This is a genomic window from Nonomuraea sp. NPDC004186 (assembly GCF_053603495.1).
Genome location: NZ_JBSGFQ010000024.1, coordinates 21,195 through 39,934 on the forward strand (window position 1 = coordinate 21,195; position 18,740 = coordinate 39,934).

The following is an 18,740-nucleotide window of genomic DNA, read 5'->3' on the forward strand; positions in this document are numbered from 1 at the left end:
CTAGGAACTCCCGCCTTCAAGGGCGAGCTGAATCAGGAGGTCGGCGTCCATGCTGTCGATCTCCTCGGTCCTGCCGTTCGGCTCTCCGTCCTCCTCCGGGCCGGCTAGGCGGAACAGGCTGTCCAGCAGCCCGGCCTCACGTAGCCGTGAGATCGGGATGGTCGTCAGGAGCTGCCGCACCTCGGCGTCGCTCCGGACCGCGGCGGGCCCGGCCGTCCTGGCCGCGGCGGCCGGGAAGAGCTGCTCCAGTACGAATCGCGTCAGGTCGTGGGGAGTCGGGTAGTCGAAGATGAGCGTGGCCGGGAGCTGAAGTCCGGTGGCCGCGTTGAGCTGGTTGCGGAGTTCGACCGCGGTCAGGGAGTCGAAGCCGAGATCCTGGAACTGGCGCCCCGGCTCGATCGCCGACCCGTCGGCGAACCCGAGCACCGCCGCGACCTGGCCTCTGACGAGTTCCGCCAGGGTGTCCTGCAGCTGGTCCGGCTCCATCGTGGCCAGCCGTTCCGCCAGTCCCTGGGCCGGGCGGACACGGCGTGGCCGGGTACGGGTCCCGGCCTTCGTGAACTTCGCGGGGACCAGCGCGGCGCGGCCGGAGCGGACGCCGACGTCGAAGAGTTCCAATCCCTCCTCAGTGGTCAGGGGCTGCACGCCCGCGCGTTCCATGCGGCGCAGGTCGGTCTCCGTCAGCTCGCCCGCCATTCCGCTGGTCGTCCAGAGGCCCCAGGCGAGGGAGGTCGCCGGGAGACCCTGGGCTCTGCGGTGGTGCGCCAGGGCGTCCAGGTACGCGTTGGCGGCGGCGTAGTTGCCCTGGCCCGCGCTGCCCAGCACGCCGGCCAGCGAGGAGAACAGCACGAACGCGGTCAGGTCGAGCCCTCGCGTGAGCTCGTGCAGGTGCCAGGCGGCGTCGGCCTTGGGCCGCAGCACCGCGTCCAGCCGCTCGCCCGACAGGGAGGTGATCACGCCGTCGTCCAGGACACCGGCCGTGTGCACCACCCCGGTCAGCGAGTCCGCCACCGAGGCCACCACCCCGAACAGCGCCTCGCGGTCGGCCACGTCGCAGGCCGCCACCTCCACCTCCGCACCGAGTTCCGAGAGCTCGGCGACCAGCTCGGCCGCGCCCGGCGCCTCCGGGCCGCGACGGCTCACCAGCAGCAGGCGTCTGACCTCGTGTTCGGTGACGAGGTGCCGGGCCACCAGCGCACCCAGCCCGCCCGTGCCACCGGTGACCAGCACCGTGCCCTCCGGCCCGAACACCGGGTCCTGATCTTCCAGATCCGTGGCGCTGCCCAGGCGTGGCACCCATAGCTCGCCCGCCCGCACCGCGAGCTGCGACTCGCCCGACGCCAGCGCCCGGCCGATCACGTCTTCAGGTGTGTCGCCGTCCAAGTCCAGCAGCACGAACCGGCCCGGCTGCTCGGCCTGCGCGGCCCGTACCAGACCCCAGACCGCCGCCTGCACCGCATCCGGTACGTCGTCCGCGGTCGCGGCCACCGCGCCGTGGGTGACGACGACCAGCCGGGACGAGGCCAGGCGGTCGTCGGCGAGCCACTCCTGGACCAGCTCCAGCGTCGCGTGGGTCGTGGCGTGCACGTTCTGGCCGGCGGCCGGGCACGCGACCAGGACCGCCTCCACCGGCTGAATCGAGGCCAGGTCGGGATACGTCTGCGCGCCGGTTCCGAAGTCGTCGGGACCCAGCACAGCCCACCGAGGTGCTTGCGAGCCGGCCGCGGGCGGGATCGCGATCCAGTCGAGCTGGTGCAGCGAGCTTCGGTTCTCGGTGGTGGACAGGGCACGCAGGGCCAGGGTGCCGATCTCGGCCACCGGTGCGCCGCTCTCGTCGGCGATGCTCAACGTGATGCTCGCCTCGCCGGCCTTGCTCACCTTGACGCGCAGGCCGCTCGTACCGGCCGCGTGCAGCGACACCCCGCTCCAGGCGAACGGGAGATACGGGCGTCCTGCCTCCGGCCGTGGCACCACGTCGCCCAGCGCGGCCGCGTGCAGGGACGCGTCCAGCAAGGCCGGGTGCAAACCGAACCGGCCCGCCTCGGCATGCGCCTGCTCCGGCAGCGTGATCTCGGCGAACACCGTGCTTCCTTGCCGCCAGGCCGCAGTCAGTCCCTGGAACAGCGGCCCGTACTCCAACCCATCCGCGGCCAGGTCGTCATACAGCTGCTCGACGTCAACCGGAGCCGCCCCGGCCGGGGGCCATTGAGCGAGGTCGAACATCGGCTCCTCGGCCTGGTCGGCGAGCAGGCCTTGGGCGTGCTGCATCCACTCCGCGGCCTGGCTGCTGCGGGAATGGATGCTTACGGGGCGGGCGCCTGACTCGTCGCATGGTCCGGCGACCAGCTGGATGTGCACGCCTCCCTCGGCCGGCACCAGCAACGGCGCCTGGATGGTCAGCTCCCGCAGTTGCGGGCAGTCCAGCTCATGCCCGGCCCGCACCGCCAGCTCCACCAGCGCCGCACCCGGCACCACCACCCGGCCGTTGACCTGGTGATCGGCCAGCCAGGGCTGGGAGGTGAGGGACAGGCGGCCGGTGAAGATGACCGACGCGCCACCGGCCACCTCGGTCATCGCACTCCACATCGGATGCTCGATGGCTCCCAGCCCGGCGGCGTCCACATCACCGGACTCCAGACTGGCCGGTACCCAGTACCGCTGGTGCTGGAAGGCATAGGTGGGCAGGTCTACGTGCCTGGCCGGGGTCAGCACCGCCGTCCAGTCCACGGCGATGCCGTGGGTGTGCAACCGACCAAGCGCCTCCATCAGCGCGCGGACCTCGTCGCGGTCCTTGCGGGTGGCGGGAACGAACACACCATCGGCGATGCTCTGCTGAGCCAGCCCCGTCAGCACCCCATCCGGGCCTACTTCCAGGAAGCAACCGGCCTCCGCAGCCGTCGCCCCGTCGGCGAACCGCACGGCCTGCCGCACGTGCTCCACCCAGTAGCTCGGGCTGGTCAGCTGCCCCGGCTCGGCCAGTTGGCCGGTGAGGTTGGAAACGATCGCCAATGTGGGCTCGTGGTAGGTCAGACCGGAGATGGCCTGCTCGAAGTCGGCGAGCATCGGCTCCATCAGCGGGGAGTGGAAGGCATGGGAGACCCGCAGCCTGCGTGTCCGAACGCTGACCCGCTCCTCGATCTCAGCGATTGCCTCGGCGTCGCCGGAGATCACCACGGCTGCGGGGCCGTTGACCGCTGCGATCCCGACCTGGCCCTCCAACAGGGGCAGAACCTCTGCCTCGGGTGCCGCGATTGCGAGCATCGCACCGCCGGTCGGCAGGGCCTGCATCAACCGGGCCCGGGCCGCCACCAGCGCGCATGCATCGGCCAGCGAGAACACTCCGGCCACGTGCGCGGCGGCGATCTCCCCGATCGAATGCCCGACCAGCACATCCGCGCGGATGCCGAAGGACTCCAGCAGCCGATACAGAGCCACCTCGAAGGCGAACAACGCCGGCTGCGTCATGCCCGTCTCGTTCAACACCCCATCCGGGTCGTCGAACATGACCTCACGGACCGGCAGGAACTGGTTGATCTCTTCGAGGGTCTCGGCGAAGACCGGGAACGCCTCGGCGAGCTGTCGGCCCATGCCGACCCGCTGGCTTCCTTGACCGGCGAACAACAACGCCAGCCGGCCACCAACTGCCACCTCCGGGGAACCCTCGGCCAGCGCCCGCAACCCGGCCAGCAGCTCGTCACGGTCAGCGCCCACCACGACCGCACGCTGATCCAACACGGCCCGCCCCGTGGCCAACGACCACGCGGCATCGGCCGTCTTCAGCTCCGGCCGCTCCTCCAGCCACGACGCCAGTCGAGACGCCTGAGCCTGAAGGGCCTCGCGACTTCTCGCGGAGACCAGCCATGGCACCACCCGTGGCTCCGCGCCACCGGTCTCGATTGTCGGCGCGGGAGGCTCCTCCAGCACGACATGGGCGTTCGTACCGCTGATCCCGAACGAAGAGACCGCCGCACGACGGGCGTGCCCGTTCTGCTCCCACGGCTGCGCGTCGGTGAGCAGCCGCACCGCGCCCGCCGTCCAGTCCACGTGCGGCGAAGGCTCGTCCGCATGCAAGGTTTGCGGCAGCACCCCGTTCCGCATGGCCATGACCATCTTGATCACGCCACCCACACCGGCTGCAGCCTGCGTGTGACCGATGTTGGACTTCAGCGAACCGAGCCACAGCGGCTGGTCCCGTTCCTGGCCGTAGGTCGCGAGGAGCGCCTGGGCCTCGATCGGGTCGCCGAGCTTGGTGCCCGTGCCGTGCGCTTCGACCACGTCCACATCGGCGGCCGACAGACCGGCGTTCGCCAGCGCCTGGCGGATCACCCGCTGCTGGGAAGGACCGTTCGGGGCTGTGATCCCGTTGCTCGCGCCGTCCTGGTTGATCGCCGAGCCCTTGAGGACCGCCAGCACCTGGTGACCGTTGCGCTGAGCGTCCGACAGCCGCTCCACCAGCAGCACACCGACACCCTCACCCCAGCCCGTACCATCCGCCGAGGCCGAGAACGCCTTGCACCGCCCATCCGCCGCCAGCCCCCGCTGCCGCGAAAACTCGATGAACATCCCCGGCGTCGACATCACCGTCACACCACCGGCCAGCGCCAGATCACACTCCCCCGACCGCAACGCCTGAGCAGCCCAATGCAACGCCACCAACGACGACGAGCAAGCGGTGTCCACGGTCACCGCCGGACCCTCCAACCCCAACGTGTAAGAGACCCGACCCGACACCAAACTCCCGCCGCTGCTGTTCGCCGGAGTCCCCAACCCGTAGTCGTGATACATCACCCCGGCGAACACACCCGTCCGACTGCCACGCAACCCCGTCGGATCGATCCCCGCCCGCTCAACCGCCTCCCACGACGTTTCGAGCAGCAGCCGCTGCTGCGGGTCCATCGCCAACGCCTCACGCGGCGAAATCCCGAAGAACACAGGGTCGAACTCGGCGGCGTCGTACAGGAACCCGCCCAGGCGCGTGTAAGTCTTGCCCGGCGTGCCGGGCTCCGGCCCGTACACCCCTTCCACATCCCAGCCGCGGTCGGTCGGGAAGTCTCCGATCGCGTCCCGGGCCTGCGACACCAGCTCCCAGAGGCCCTCCGGCGAGGTCACGCCACCTGGGTACCGGCACGCCATGCCGACGATCGCGATCGGCTCGTCCGTCGCCGTCGTGGTGGCCGCCACGGCCTGCGAGGTCTGCCCGCCGACCAGCTCACCCGCCAGGAACTCCGCCACCGCCTCAGCGGTCGGGTAGTCGAAGATGAGGGTGGCCGGGAGCTGAAGTCCGGTGGCCGCGTTGAGTTGGTTGCGGAACTCGACCGCGGTCAGCGAGTCGAAGCCGAGATCCTGGAACTGGCGTTGCCGGTCGATGGCGGACCCGTCTGCGAACCCGAGTACCGTGGCCGCGCTGCCGCGGACCAGGTCTGTCAGCATCGCTCGGCGTTCGGCCGGGTCCAGCGCGGTCAGACGCTGGGCGAGGCCGTTGGCGCTGCCGGCACGACGCACCGGGGTGCGCCCGTTGGTCCGGGTTTGTACGAACCGTGCGGGGATCAGCAGCGCCTGCCCGGACGACACTGCGGTGTCGAAGAGTGCGAGCCCGTCGTCGATGGACAGCGGCTTCACGCCTGCGCGTTCCATGCGGCGTAGGTCGGACTCCTTGAGCTCGCCGGCCATACCGTCGGTGGCCCAGACACCCCAGGCCAGCGAGGTGGCCGGGAGACCCTGCGCTCTGCGGTTGTGCGCCAGCGCATCCAAATATGCGTTGGCCGCGCCGTAGTTGCCCTGGCCCGCGCTGCCCAGCACCCCGGCGACCGAGGAGAACAACACGAACGCGGTCAGATCGAGGTCCCGTGTGAGCTCGTGCAGGTGCCAGGCCGCGTCGGCCTTCGGCCGCAGGACGGCGTCGATGCGCTCCGGTGTGAGGGAGGCGATGACACCGTCATCCAGAACACCTGCCGTGTGGACGACACCCGTCAGCGGGTGCTCGGCGGGGATCGAGGCGATCAGGCGGGCGAGGGCGTCTCGGTCGGCGACGTCGCAGGCGGCCACCGACACGTTCGCGCCGTGCTCGGCCAGCTCGACCACGAGTGCGGCGGCACCGGGCGCCTCCAGGCCCCGGCGGCTGACCAGCAGCAGGTGCCTGACCTCGTGCGCGACCACCAGATGCCGGGCCACCAACGCGCCCAACCCGCCGGTGCCACCGGTGACCAGCACAGTCCCCTCGGCCCCGAACAGCGGCCCGCTGAGCTGCTCCGGCCCCGAAGCCGGGCCTACTGCCCGCTTGAGGCGCGGGGCCAGCAGTTGACCGGCTCGGACGGCCAGTTGGGCCTCGCCCGTGGCCAGGACCTGATCGATCGTCTCTGCGCGCAGCGGCTCCGCGTCCAGGTCCAGGAGCGTGAACCGGCCGGGTTGCTCGGCCTGCGCGGCCCGTACCAGGCCCCACACCGCCGCCTGGGCCGGATCCGGCACATCCTCCGGACCGGCCGCCACCGCGTCACGTGTGACGACGACCAGCCGGGACGAGGTCAAGCGGTCGTCGGCGAGCCACTCCTGGACCAGCTCCAGCGTCGCGTGGGTCGTGGCGTGCACATCCTGGCCGGCGGCCGGGCACGCGACCAGAACCGCCTCGGGCGGCTGAACGGAGGCCAGATCCGACCGGGTCTCGGTCCCCGTGCCCAGGTCATCGGACCCCAGCACTACCCACCGGTGCGCCTCTTGCGCCGGAGCTGTCGGGACCACCTCCCAGTCGAGCTGGTGCAGCAAGCCCTGGGTCTCGGACGCGCTGAGTTCGGTGGCGGACAGAGCTCGCAGGGTGAGCGCATTGACCTCGGCCACCGGCGCGCCGGTGTCGTCGGCGATGCTCAACGTGATGCTCGCCTCGCCAGTCGCGCTCACCTTGACGCGAAGGCCGCTCGCACCGGCCGCATGTAGCGACACCCCGCTCCAAGCGAACGGCAGATACGGCCGCCCGGCTTCCGCTCTCGGCACCACGTCACCCAACGCGGCAGCGTGCAGGGACGCGTCCAGCAAGGCCGGGTGCAAACCGAACCGGCCCGCCTCGGCGTGCGCCTGGTCCGGCAGCGTGATCTCGGCGAACACCGAGCTTCCCTGCTGCCAGGCGGCGGTCAAGCCCTGGAAGAGCGGCCCGTACTCCAGTCCGCTCGCGGTCAGGTCGTCGTACAGCTGCTCGACGTCAATCGCAGTTGCTCCGGCCGGGGGCCATTGAGCGAGGTCGAACACCGGCTCCTCGGCCTGGTCGGCGAGCAGGCCTTGCGCGTGCTGCACCCACTCCCCCGCCTGGTTGCTGCGGGAATGGATACTCACCGGACGAGCGCCTGTCTCATCGGATGGTCCGGCGACCAGTTGGATGTGCACGCCTCCCTCGGCCGGCACCAGCAACGGCGCCTGGATGGTCAGCTCCCGCAACTGCGGGCAGTCCAGCTCATGCCCGGCCCGCACCGCCAGCTCCACCAGCGCCGCACCCGGCACCACCACCCGGCCGTTGACCTGGTGATCGGCCAGCCAGGGCTGCGTTGTCAGCGACAACCGACCCGTGAAGGTGTGAGTGTCGGAGTCCGGCGCCGAGATGGCGGCACGGAGTACGGGGTGATCGATGGCACCCAGCCCGGCGGCGTCCACATCGCCGGTGTCCTGTGCGGCGGGCACCCAGTACCGCTCCCGCTGGAAGGCGTAGGTGGGCAGATCGACGTGCCTGGCCGGGGTCAGCACCGCCGTCCAGTCCACGGCGATGCCGTGGGTGTGCAATCGGCCGAGCGCCTCGACCAGCGCGCGGACCTCGTCGCGGTCCTTGCGCGTGGCGGGAACGAACACGCCGTCGGAGATGCTCTGCTGAGCCAGTCCCGTCAGCACCCCGTCCGGGCCGACCTCCAGGAAGTGGCTCGCCCCTGAAGCCGTCACTCCGTCGGCGAACCGCACGGCCTGGCGCACGTGCTCCACCCAATAGGTCGGGGTGGTCAGCTGGCCCGGCTCGGCCAGGCGGCCGGTGAGGTTGGAGACGATCGCGAGAGTGGGTTCGTGGTAGGTCAGACCGGTGATGGCCTGCTCGAAGTCGGCGAGCATCGGCTCCATCAGCGGGGAGTGGAAGGCGTGGGAGACGCGCAGCCTGCGTGTCCGAGCGCTGACTCGCCCCTCGATCTGCGTGATCGCCTCGGCGTCTCCGGAGATCACCACGGCTGCGGGGCCGTTGACCGCCGCGATCCCGACCTGGCCCTCCAGCAGCGGCAGAACCTCCGCCTCGGGTGCGGCGATCGCGAGCATCGCACCGCCCGTCGGCAGGGCCTGCATCAACCGAGCCCGAGCCGCCACCAGCGCACACGCATCGGCCAGCGAGAAGACTCCGGCCACGTGAGCGGCGGCAATCTCCCCGATCGAATGCCCGACCAGCACATCAGCGCGGACCCCGAAGGACTCCAGCAGCCGATACAGCGCCACCTCGAAGGCGAACAACGCCGGCTGAGTCATCCCGGTCTCGTTCAACACCCCATCCGGGTCGTCGAACATCACCTCACGGACCGGCAGGAACTGGTTGATCTCCTCCAGCGCCTCGGCGAACACCGGGAACGCCTCAGCGAGCTCACGGCCCATCCCGACTCGCTGACTGCCCTGACCTGCGAACAGCAACGCCAGCCTGCCCCCAGCCACCACCTCCGGGGAACCCTCGGCCAGCGCCCGCAACCCGGCCAACAACTCGTCACGATCCGCACCCACCACGACCGCACGCTGCTCCAACACAGCCCGCCCCGTCGCCAACGACCAAGCAGCGTCCGACACCGAGAGCGACGGCCGCGCCGACAGCCACGACTCCAGTTGAGCCGCCTGAGCCTGAAGCGCCTGCGGGTCCTTGGCCGACACCAGCCACGGCACCACCGGCAACTCCGCGCCACCGGTCTCGGTTGTCGAAGCGGGAGGCTCCTCCAGCACGACATGGGCGTTCGTACCGCTGATCCCGAACGAAGAGATCGCCGCACGACGCGCATGCCCGTTCTCCTGCCACGGCCGCGCCTCGGTCAGCAGCTCAACGGCACCGGCCGACCAGTCCACATGCGGCGACGGCTCGTCCACGTGCAACGTCTGCGGCAGCACCCCGTTCCGCATGGCCATGACCATCTTGATCACGCCCGCGACGCCCGCCGCGGCCTGCGCGTGGCCGATGTTCGACTTGATCGACCCCAGCCAGAGAGGCTGGTCCCGGTCCTGGCCGTACATCGCGAGGAGCGCCTGGGCCTCGATCGGGTCACCCAGAGCGGTCCCGGTGCCATGTGCTTCGACCACGTCCACGTCCCCGGCCGACAGACCGGCGTTCGCCAGCGCCTGGCGGATCACCCGCTGCTGGGAAGGGCCGTTCGGTGCGGTCAGACCGTTGCTGGCGCCGTCCTGGTTGACCGCCGAGCCCCGAACCATCGCCAGCACCCGGTGACCGTTGCGCTGGGCATCCGACAGCCGCTCCACCAGCAGCATGCCGACACCCTCACCCCAGCCGGTGCCATCAGCGGCGGCCGAGAACGCCTTGCAGCGCCCGTCCGGGGACAGGCCCCGTTGCCGGGAGAACTCGATGAAGGTGCTCGGTGTGGCCATCACGGTGACGCCGCCGGCCAGCGCCAGGTCGCATTCACCCGATCGCAGGGCCTGTACCGCCAGGTGCAGCGCCACCAGGGAGGAGGAGCATGCGGTGTCCACGGTCACGGCCGGACCTTCCAGGCCCAGGGTGTAGCTCACCCGGCCGGAGGCGATGCTGCCGGAGCTGCCGGTGCCGATGAGCCCTTCCAGCTCGCCGGGCACGGCCGAGAGCTGGGGCGCGTAGTCGTGGTACATGACCCCGGCGAACACACCCGTCCGACTCCCCCGCAACCCGTGAGGATCGATCCCCGCCCGCTCAACCGCCTCCCACGACGTTTCGAGCAGCAACCGCTGCTGCGGATCCATCGCCAACGCCTCACGCGGCGAAATCCCGAAAAATCCCGAATCGAACTCCGCCGCGTCATACAAGAACCCGCCATGCCGCGCATACGACGTCCCACGGCTGTCCGGATCCGGGTCATACAACCTCTCCAGATCCCAACCCCGATCAACCGGGAACTCCCCAACCGCATCCCGACCCGAGAACACCAACTCCCACAAACCCTCCGGCGAGACCGCACCCCCCGGATACCGGCACGCCATCCCCACAATCGCGATCGGCTCATCCACCACCGAGGCGGCGGTCACCACGGCCTGCGAGGTCTGCCCACCGCCCAACTCACTCGCCAGGAACTCCGCCACCGCCTCAGCCGTCGGGAAGTCGAACACCAACGTCGCCGGCAACCGCAGCCCGGTCGCGGCGTTGAGCTGGTTGCGGAACTCCACGGCGGTCAGCGAGTCGAAGCCCAGCTCCTGGAACCGTTTGGTCGGCTCCACCGCGTCGCCGCTCTGGAACCCGAGCGCCGTGGCCACCTGGCTTCGGACCAGCTGCAGGAGATCGGCCGGGTTCTCGCTGGTGGTGGTCGTGCTGGTACGGCGGGCAGGCACGCGGACCAGCCCGTGAAGGAGCGCGGGCAGCGTGCCCGCCTGCGCCTGGGCCTGCAGCGCCGGCATGCTCAGCGCAGCCGGGACCAGGTCGGCGCGGTCGCCGTTGACCGCAGCGTCGAACAGAGCCAGCCCGTCGGCGATGGGCAGGGGTGTGATGCCGCCGCGTTCGAGGCGGCGCAGGTCGGACTCGTCCAGCTCGCCCGCCATGCCGCCGGTGGCCCACAGGCCCCAGGCCAGCGAGGTCGCCGGAAGGCCCTGCGCTCTGCGCCGCTGGGCCAGGGCGTCCAGGTATGTGTTCGCGGCGGCGTAGTTGCCCTGGCCCGCGCTGCCCAGCACCCCGGACAGGGAGGAGAACAGCACGAACGCGGTCAGATCGAGATCCTGCGTGAGCTCGTGCAGGTGCCACGCCGCGTCAGCCTTCGGCCGCAGGACGGCGTCGATGCGCTCCGGCGTGAGGGAGGCGATGACACCGTCATCCAGAACACCTGCCGTGTGGACGACACCCGTCAGCGGGTGCTCGGCGGGGATCGAGGCGATCAGGCGGGCGAGGGCCCCGCGGTCCGCCACGTCGCAGGCGGCCACGTCCACCTCGGCGCCCAGGTCGGAGAGCTCGGCCACCAGCTCGGCCGCGCCCGGCGCCTCCGGACCGCGACGGCTGACCAGCAGCAGGTGCCTGACCCCGTGCGCCACCACCAGATGCCGAGCCACCAACGCGCCCAACCCGCCGGTGCCACCGGTGACCAGCACGGTCCCCTCGGCCCCGAACAGCGGCCCGCTGAGCTGCTCCGGCCCCGAAGCCGGGCCTGCTGCCCGCTTGAGGCGCGGGGCCAGCAGCCGGCCGGCCCGTACCGCCACCTGGGGCTCACCGGTGGCCAGCGCCTGGGAGACCGGCTCCGTCGAGTCGTCGTCCACGTCCAGGAGCAGGAACCGGTCCGGCTGCTCGGCCTGCGCGGCGCGTACCAGACCCCATACCGCCGCCTGCGCCGGGTCCGGCACGTCGTCCGGGGTCGCCGCGACCGCGCCGTGCGTGACGACCACCAGGCGCGCGGGCGTCTCCTGCACCGCCGCCAGCGCGGCATGGGTGGCGTGCCTGATCGCCTCCGGGGTTCCCGCCTCGGTCACGGGTACGTCGAAGATCTCGTACTGGAGGTCGTTCTGCGAGGTACGGCCACCAGCCGGCACCCAGTCGATCTGGAACAGGCTGTTGGAACCGGTCGTCCGCTGGTCGGCGGAGCTCGGGCGCAGCGTGAGCGAGCCGACCTCCATGACGGGCACGCCGGCGGCGTCCGCCATGGTCAGGGCGACCACACCGGGGCCGGCCGTGGGCGCGATCCTGACCCGTAGCACCGTCGCGCCGTCGGCGTGCAGCGCCACCTGGCTCCAGGCGAAGGGGATGTACGGCCGTCCCGGTTCGGCCTGCGGCAGCAGCCCGGACATGGGGATGGCGTGCAGGGAGGCGTCGAGCAGCGCCGGGTGCAGGCCGAACCGCCGGGTCTCGGTGTGCTCCGGCAGCGCGATCTCGGCGTAGACGGCGTCGTCGCTCTTCCAGACGGCCCTGAGGCATTGGAAGGCGCCGCCGTACTCCATGCCGGTCGCGGCGAGGTCTTCATAGACGCTGCCCACGTCGAGGGACTGCGCGCCGGGCGGCGGCCACTGCGTGAGATCGAAGCCGGGTATGGCGGCGGCCGGGGCCAGCGTTCCCTGGGCGTTCTGGCTCCAGTCCGTGGCGTCCTCGGCCCTCGAGTAGATCGTCACCGGCCGGCGTCCCGACTCGTCGGCGGCTCCGACCACCACCTGGAGATGGAGGGTGCCCCGCTCGGGCAGGACCATCGGGGTCTGGTGGGTGAGCTCGTCGAGCACCGGGCAACTGGCCTCGTCCCCGGCCCGTACCGCCAGCTCCACCTGTGCCGAGCCTGGCACGACCACCCGGCCGCCGACCATGTGGTCGGCCAGCCATGGCTGCGTGGCCGGCGACAGGCGGCCGATGAGGGTGAGGGTGTCCGTCCCCGGAGAGGGGACGGTCGCGGTCAGGAGCGGGTGCTCCACGGCCGCCAGCCCGCCGCCCGAGGCGACGTCACCGGTGGCGTATCCGGCGTCGAGCCAGTACCGCCGGCGCTGGAAGGCGTAGGTGGGCAGATCGACGTGCCGGGCGGGAACGGAGGCGAAGTACGCGTCCCAGTCCACGATGATGCCGTGGGTGTGCAGCTGGCCGAGCGCCTCGACCAGCGCGCGAACCTCGTCCCGGTCCTTGCGCGTGGCGGGGATGAACACCCCATCGGCGATGCTCTGCTGAGCCAGTCCCGTCAGCACTCCATCCGGGCCGACCTCCAGGAAGCAGTCAGCCTCCGCAGCCGCAACCCCATCGGCGAACCGCACCGCCTGCCGCACGTGCTCCACCCAATAGCTCGGGCTGGTCAGCTGGCCCGGCTCGGCCAGCCGGCCCGTGAGGTTGGAAACGATCGCCAATGTGGGCTCGTGGAAAGTCAGACCGGAGATGGCCTCCTCAAAGGAATCCAGCATCGGCTCCATCAACGGCGAATGGAAAGCATGCGAGACCCGCAGCCTGCGTGTCCGAACGCTGACCCGCTCCTCGATCTCAGCGATTGCTTGGGCGTCGCCGGAGACCACCACCGCTGCCGGACCGTTGACCGCCGCGATCCCCACCCGACCGTCCAGCAGGGGCAGAACCTCCGCCTCGGGTGCCGCGATCGCGAGCATCGCACCGCCAGTCGGCAAGGCCTGCATCAACCGAGCCCGAGCCGCCACCAGCGCACACGCATCCGCCAACGAGAACACTCCGGCCACATGCGCGGCGGCGATCTCCCCGATCGAATGCCCGACCAGCACATCAGCGCGCACCCCGAAGGACTCCAACAGCCGATACAACGCCACCTCGAAGGCGAACAACGCCGGCTGAGTCATCCCCGTCTCGTTCAACACCCCATCCGGGTCGTCGAACATCACCTCACGGATCGGCAGGAACTGGTTGATCTCCTCCAGCGCCTCGGCGAACACCGGGAACGCCTCAGCGAGCTCACGGCCCATCCCGACCCGCTGACTGCCCTGGCCGGCGAACAACAAAGCCAGCCTGCCCCCAGCCACCACCTCCGAGGAACCCTCGGCCAGCGCCCGCAACCCAGCCAGCAGCTCGTCACGATCAGCGCCAACCACGACCGCACGCCGCTCCAGCACCGCTCTCGTGGAGACAAGCGCCTTACCGACCCCGGCAAGCGATACGTCATCCCTCGATGCCCAGTCCGCGAGCCTGCCCGCCTGCTCCCGTAGCGCTGCGGTGTCGTTGGCCGAGATGAGCCACGGCACGGCGGGCATCGACGGGTCGTCCTCGCCGACGGGCTCGACGGCGGCCGGGCCCTGCTCGACGATCACGTGGGCGTTGGTGCCGCTGACGCCAAAGGACGAGACTCCGGCCCGGCGCGGGCGGTCCTGGAGGTCCCACGGGCGGTCCGAGGTCAGCAGTTCGACCGCCCCCGCAGACCAGTCCACGTGCGGCGACGGCTCGTCCACGTGCAGGGTCCGGGGCATGAGGCCATGCCGCATCGCCATGACCATCTTGATCACGCCACCCACCCCGGCGGCGGCCTGCGTGTGACCGATGTTCGACTTCAGCGACCCCAGCCACAACGGCCGGTCCCGCTCCTGCCCATAGGTCGCGATGATGGCCTGCGCCTCGATCGGGTCGCCCAGCGTCGTACCGGTGCCGTGGGCCTCGACCACGTCCACGTCCGAGGTCGTCAGACCGGCGTTGGCCAGCGCCTGGCGGATCACGCGCTCCTGGGAGGGGCCGTTCGGGGCGGTCAGGCCGTTGCTGGCGCCGTCCTGGTTGATCGCGGTGCCCCGGACGAGGGCGAGGATCTGGTGGCCGTTGCGCTGGGCGTCCGACAGCCGCTCCACCAGCAGCATGCCCGCGCCCTCGGCCCAGCCGGTGCCGTCGGCGGAGGCGGAGAACGCCTTGCACCGGCCGTCCGCGGCGAGCCCGCGCTGCCGGGAGAACTCGATGAAGACGTTGGGCGTGGCCATCACCGTCACCCCGCCGGCCAGGGCGAGATCGCACTCGCCGGACCGCAGGGACTGGGCCGCCAGGTGCAGCGCCACCAGCGACGACGAGCACGCCGTGTCCACCGTCACGGCCGGGCCTTCCAGCCCGAACGTGTAGGCGACCCGGCCCGAGGCGATGCTGCCCGCGCTGCCGTTGAGCACGAACCCCTCGAACCCCTCGGGCGCCTGCGGCAGGCGCGTGCCGTAGTCGTGGTACATCACGCCCGCGAACACGCCGGTACGGCTCCCGCGCATCGCCTTGGGGCTGATCCCGGCCCGCTCGATCGCCTCCCACGAGGTTTCGAGGAGCAGCCGCTGCTGCGGGTCCATCGCGGTGGCCTCGCGCGGCGAGATCCCGAAGAGCGCGGGGTCGAAGAGGTCGGCGTCGTGCAGGAACCCGCCCTCTCGGGCGTAGCTGGTGCCCGCGTGGGCGGGGTCGGGGTCGTACAGCCGTTCCAGGTCCCAGCCCCGGTTGCCGGGGAAGGTGGTGATCGCGTCGGCGCCCTGGGTGAGGAGCCGCCAGAGGTCCTCGGGCGAGACCACGTCGCCGGGGTAGCGGCAGGCCATGCCGACGATCGCGATGGGCTCGTCGGCGGTCCCGGTCTGGGCGGCCACCTGGTCGGCCCGCGAGGATCCGGTGAGCTCGGCGCGCAGGTGCTCGGCGAGTTCGTCGGGAGTGGGGAAGTTGAACAGGAGCGTGGCGGGCAGCCGCAGGCCGGTGGCGGCGTTGAGCCGGTTACGCAGCTCGATGGAGCTCAGCGAGTCGAACCCGAGGTCCTTGAACGCTGTCCCGATGTCCACGGCGTCGGCGTCGGCGTGGCCGAGCACCTGCGCGACGCTCGTACGGATGAGCGACAGCAGCGCGCCCTTGTCGGCCCGCGCCCTCGCCTGCCTGGGGGCCGCAGGCTTGCGCGCCGGGGCCTTGACCAGGGAACGGAAGACGGCGGGGATCTCGTCCTGGCGGCGCAGGGCGGTTGTGTCGAGGCGGGCGAGTAGCTGCACTCCCCTGTCGAGCGCGAGCCCCGCGTCGAACAGGGCCATGCCCTCGGCCACGGGCAGCGGCGCGAGCCCGACCCTGTTGAGCCGGGCGACGTCGACCTGGCTCAGCGCGCCGGCCATGCCGCTGTCCGACTCCCACAGCCCCCACTGGAAGGAGGCGGCGGGCAGGCCCTGCGCCCGCCGGTGCAGGGCCAGGGCGTCCAGGTACGTGTTCGCGGCGGCGTAGTTCGCCTGGCCGGCGCTGCCGACCGTGGCCGCGACGGACGAGTACATCACGAAGAACGACAGGTCCTCGGTGAGCTCGTGCAGATGCCAGGCGGCGTCCGCCTTCGGGCCGAAGACGCGGTCGATCCGCTCGGGGGTCAGCGAGGTCACGGCGCCGTCGTCCACGACCCCGGCCAGGTGCACGACACCCTGCAGCGGCCGGTCCGCGGGGATGCCGGCCAGCAGGGCGGCCAGTTCGGCGCGGTCGGCGACGTCACAGGCCGCCACGGTGACCTGCGCGCCCAGCGAGGTCAGCTCGTCCAGCAGCGCCTGCGCGCCGGGCGCCGCGGCACCGCGGCGGCCGGCCAGCAGCAGGTGCCGGACGCCGTGCCCGGTGACGAGCCGCCGCGCGGCCAGGGCCCCCAACTCGCCCGTGCCACCGGTCAGCAGCACGGTCCCGTCCACCGTCATCGACGCGGTCGCGGTCTGGGTCACGGGAACGATGCGCGGCACGCGGAGCTCGCCCTGACGCAGGGCGACCTGCGGCTCGCCGGACGCGCAGGCGCGCAGCAGCGCGGCCGCGGAGTCGGGATGGTCGTCGGTGTCGACGATGACGAACCGCCCGGCGTGCTCGGACTGGACGGACCGCATCAGGCCCCAGACGGGCGCGGTGGACAGATCCGGCACCTCGCCCTCGACCGCGCTGACCGCCCCACCGGTCACCAGCGCCAGCCTGGCCTGCGCGAACCGCTCGTCCGCGAGCCACTGCTGGACGAGCGCCAGCACCTCGTACGTCCTGGTACGTCCCTCACCGGCCGGGACCCGGGCAAGCACCAGGTCCGGGACCGCCTCCACGTCACCCAGCGAGGCCAGGCCGTCGAGCTCCACCACGCGCTCGGGCTCCGGCCCGGCGGTGGCGGGCGCGGTCACCCAGTCCAGCGCGTACGGCGTGCTCCCGGGCGACAGCTCGGCCGTCACGGGCCTGACCACCAGTGAGTCCACGGTGAGGATCGGCGCGCCGGTGTCGTCCGCGACGCTCAGCGACAGCTCACCCTGGCCCTTCGCCGTCGTACGGACCCGCGCCATGGTCCCGCCCACCGCGTGCGGCGAGATGCCGGACCAGGCGAAGGGCAGGAACGGCTGCCCCGGCTCGGTACGCGGCAGGAGGTCGCCGAGCGTGATGGAGTGCAGCACCGCGTCCAGGAGGGCGGGGTGGAACCCGAACCGCTCCGCGCCCGTCAGCGCCTGGTCGGGCAGCACGATCTCGGCGTAGACCGCGCCGTCGCGCTGCCAGGCGCTCACCAGCCCCTGGAAGGCTTCGCCGTACTCCAGGCCCGAGACGGCCAGGTCGTCGTACAGGTGGTCGATGTCGATGGGCTGGGCCCCGGCCGGCGGCCATTGCGCGAGGTCGAAGCCGGGTCCGGCGGCGGCGGGGCCGAGCGTGCCCTGGGCGTGCCGCTGCCAGGAGTCGCCGCCTTCGGGGCGGGAGTACACGGCGATGCCACGCCGGCCGCCGTCGTCCGGCCCGTCGATGACCACCTGGAGCTGTACGGGGTGCTCGTGCGTGATCACGAGAGGAGCTTGGATGGCCAGTTCGGAGACCGCCTCGCAGTCCTCGGTCTCCGCCGCGGCCCGCAGCGCGATCTCGAGGAAGCCCGTGCCGGGAAGGATCACGGTGCCGTTGACCGCGTGGTCGGCGAGCCAGGGCAGCGTGGCCAGGGACAGCCGCCCGGTGAGCGTGAGGGTGTCGGAGTCGGGGGCGGGCACGGCCGCGCTGAGTATCGGGTGCTCCACGGCGCTCAGCCCGGCGGCGGTCACGTCGCTGACGGCTCTGCCCGACTCCAGCCAGTACCGCTGGTGCTGGAAGGCATAGGTGGGCAGATCGACATGCCTGCCCGGAGCCAGCACCGCCGTCCAGTCCACGGCGATCCCCTGGGTGTGCAGCCGGCCGAGCGCCTCCATCAAGGCACGGACTTCATCCCGGTCCTTACGAGTCGCGGGAACGAACACCCCATCGGCGATGCTCTGCTGAGCCAGCCCCGTCAACACCCCATCCGGGCCTACTTCCAGGAAGCAGTCAGCCTCCGCAGCCGTCACCCCGTCGGCGAACCGCACGGCCTGCCGCACGTGCTCCACCCAGTAACCGGGGCGGGTGAGCTGCCCCGGCTCGGCCAGCCGACCCGTGAGGTTGGAAACGATCGCAAGAGTGGGCTCGTGATAGGTCAACCCGGAGATGGCCTCCTCGAAGGAAGCCAGCATCGGCTCCATCAGCGGCGAGTGGAAGGCGTGCGAGACCCGCAACCTGCGTGTCCGAACGCTCACGCGCTCCTCGATCTCCGCGATCGCCTCGGCATCTCCGGAGACCACCACCGCAGCCGGACCGTTGACCGCCGCGATGCCCACCTGGCCCTCCAGCAGCGGCAGAACCTCCGCCTCGGGTGCCGCAATCGCGAGCATCGCACCGCCGGTCGGGAGAGCCTGCATCAACCGAGCCCGAGCCGCCACCAAGGCACACGCATCGGCCAGCGAGAAGACTCCGGCCACGTGAGCGGCGGCAATCTCCCCGATCGAATGCCCGACCAGCACATCCGCGCGGACCCCGAAGGACTCCAGCAGCCGATACAGCGCCACCTCGAAGGCGAACAACGCGGGCTGCGTCATGCCCGTCTCGTTCAACGCCCCATCCGGGTCGTCGAACATCACCTCACGGACCGGCAGGAACTGGTCGATCTCCTCCAACTCCTCGGCGAACACCGGGAACACCTCAGCGAGCCGCTTGCCCATCCCGACCCGCTGACTGCCCTGACCAGCGAACAGCAGCGCCAGCCTGCCACCCGAGCCGCTCCCGGAAACCCCATCCGAAGCAAGCGCCCGCAACCCAGCCAGCAGCTCGTCACGATCAGCACCCACCACGACCGCACGCTGCTCCAGCGCAGAACGCCCCGTCGCCAACGACCAAG

The 18,740-nt window shown here is 71.4% G+C and carries 1 protein-coding gene (only partly in view); it reads right to left on the minus strand.

Annotated features, from left to right (window positions below; translation table 11 throughout):
- Positions 1 to 18,740, minus strand: the 3' portion of a protein-coding gene (locus tag ACWEPL_RS20915) for an SDR family NAD(P)-dependent oxidoreductase (RefSeq protein ID WP_452437172.1). 8,683 nt of this gene lie beyond the right edge of the window; the window shows 18,740 of its 27,423 coding nt (coding positions 8,684–27,423); the start codon falls outside the window, past its right edge; it ends in the stop codon at positions 1 to 3.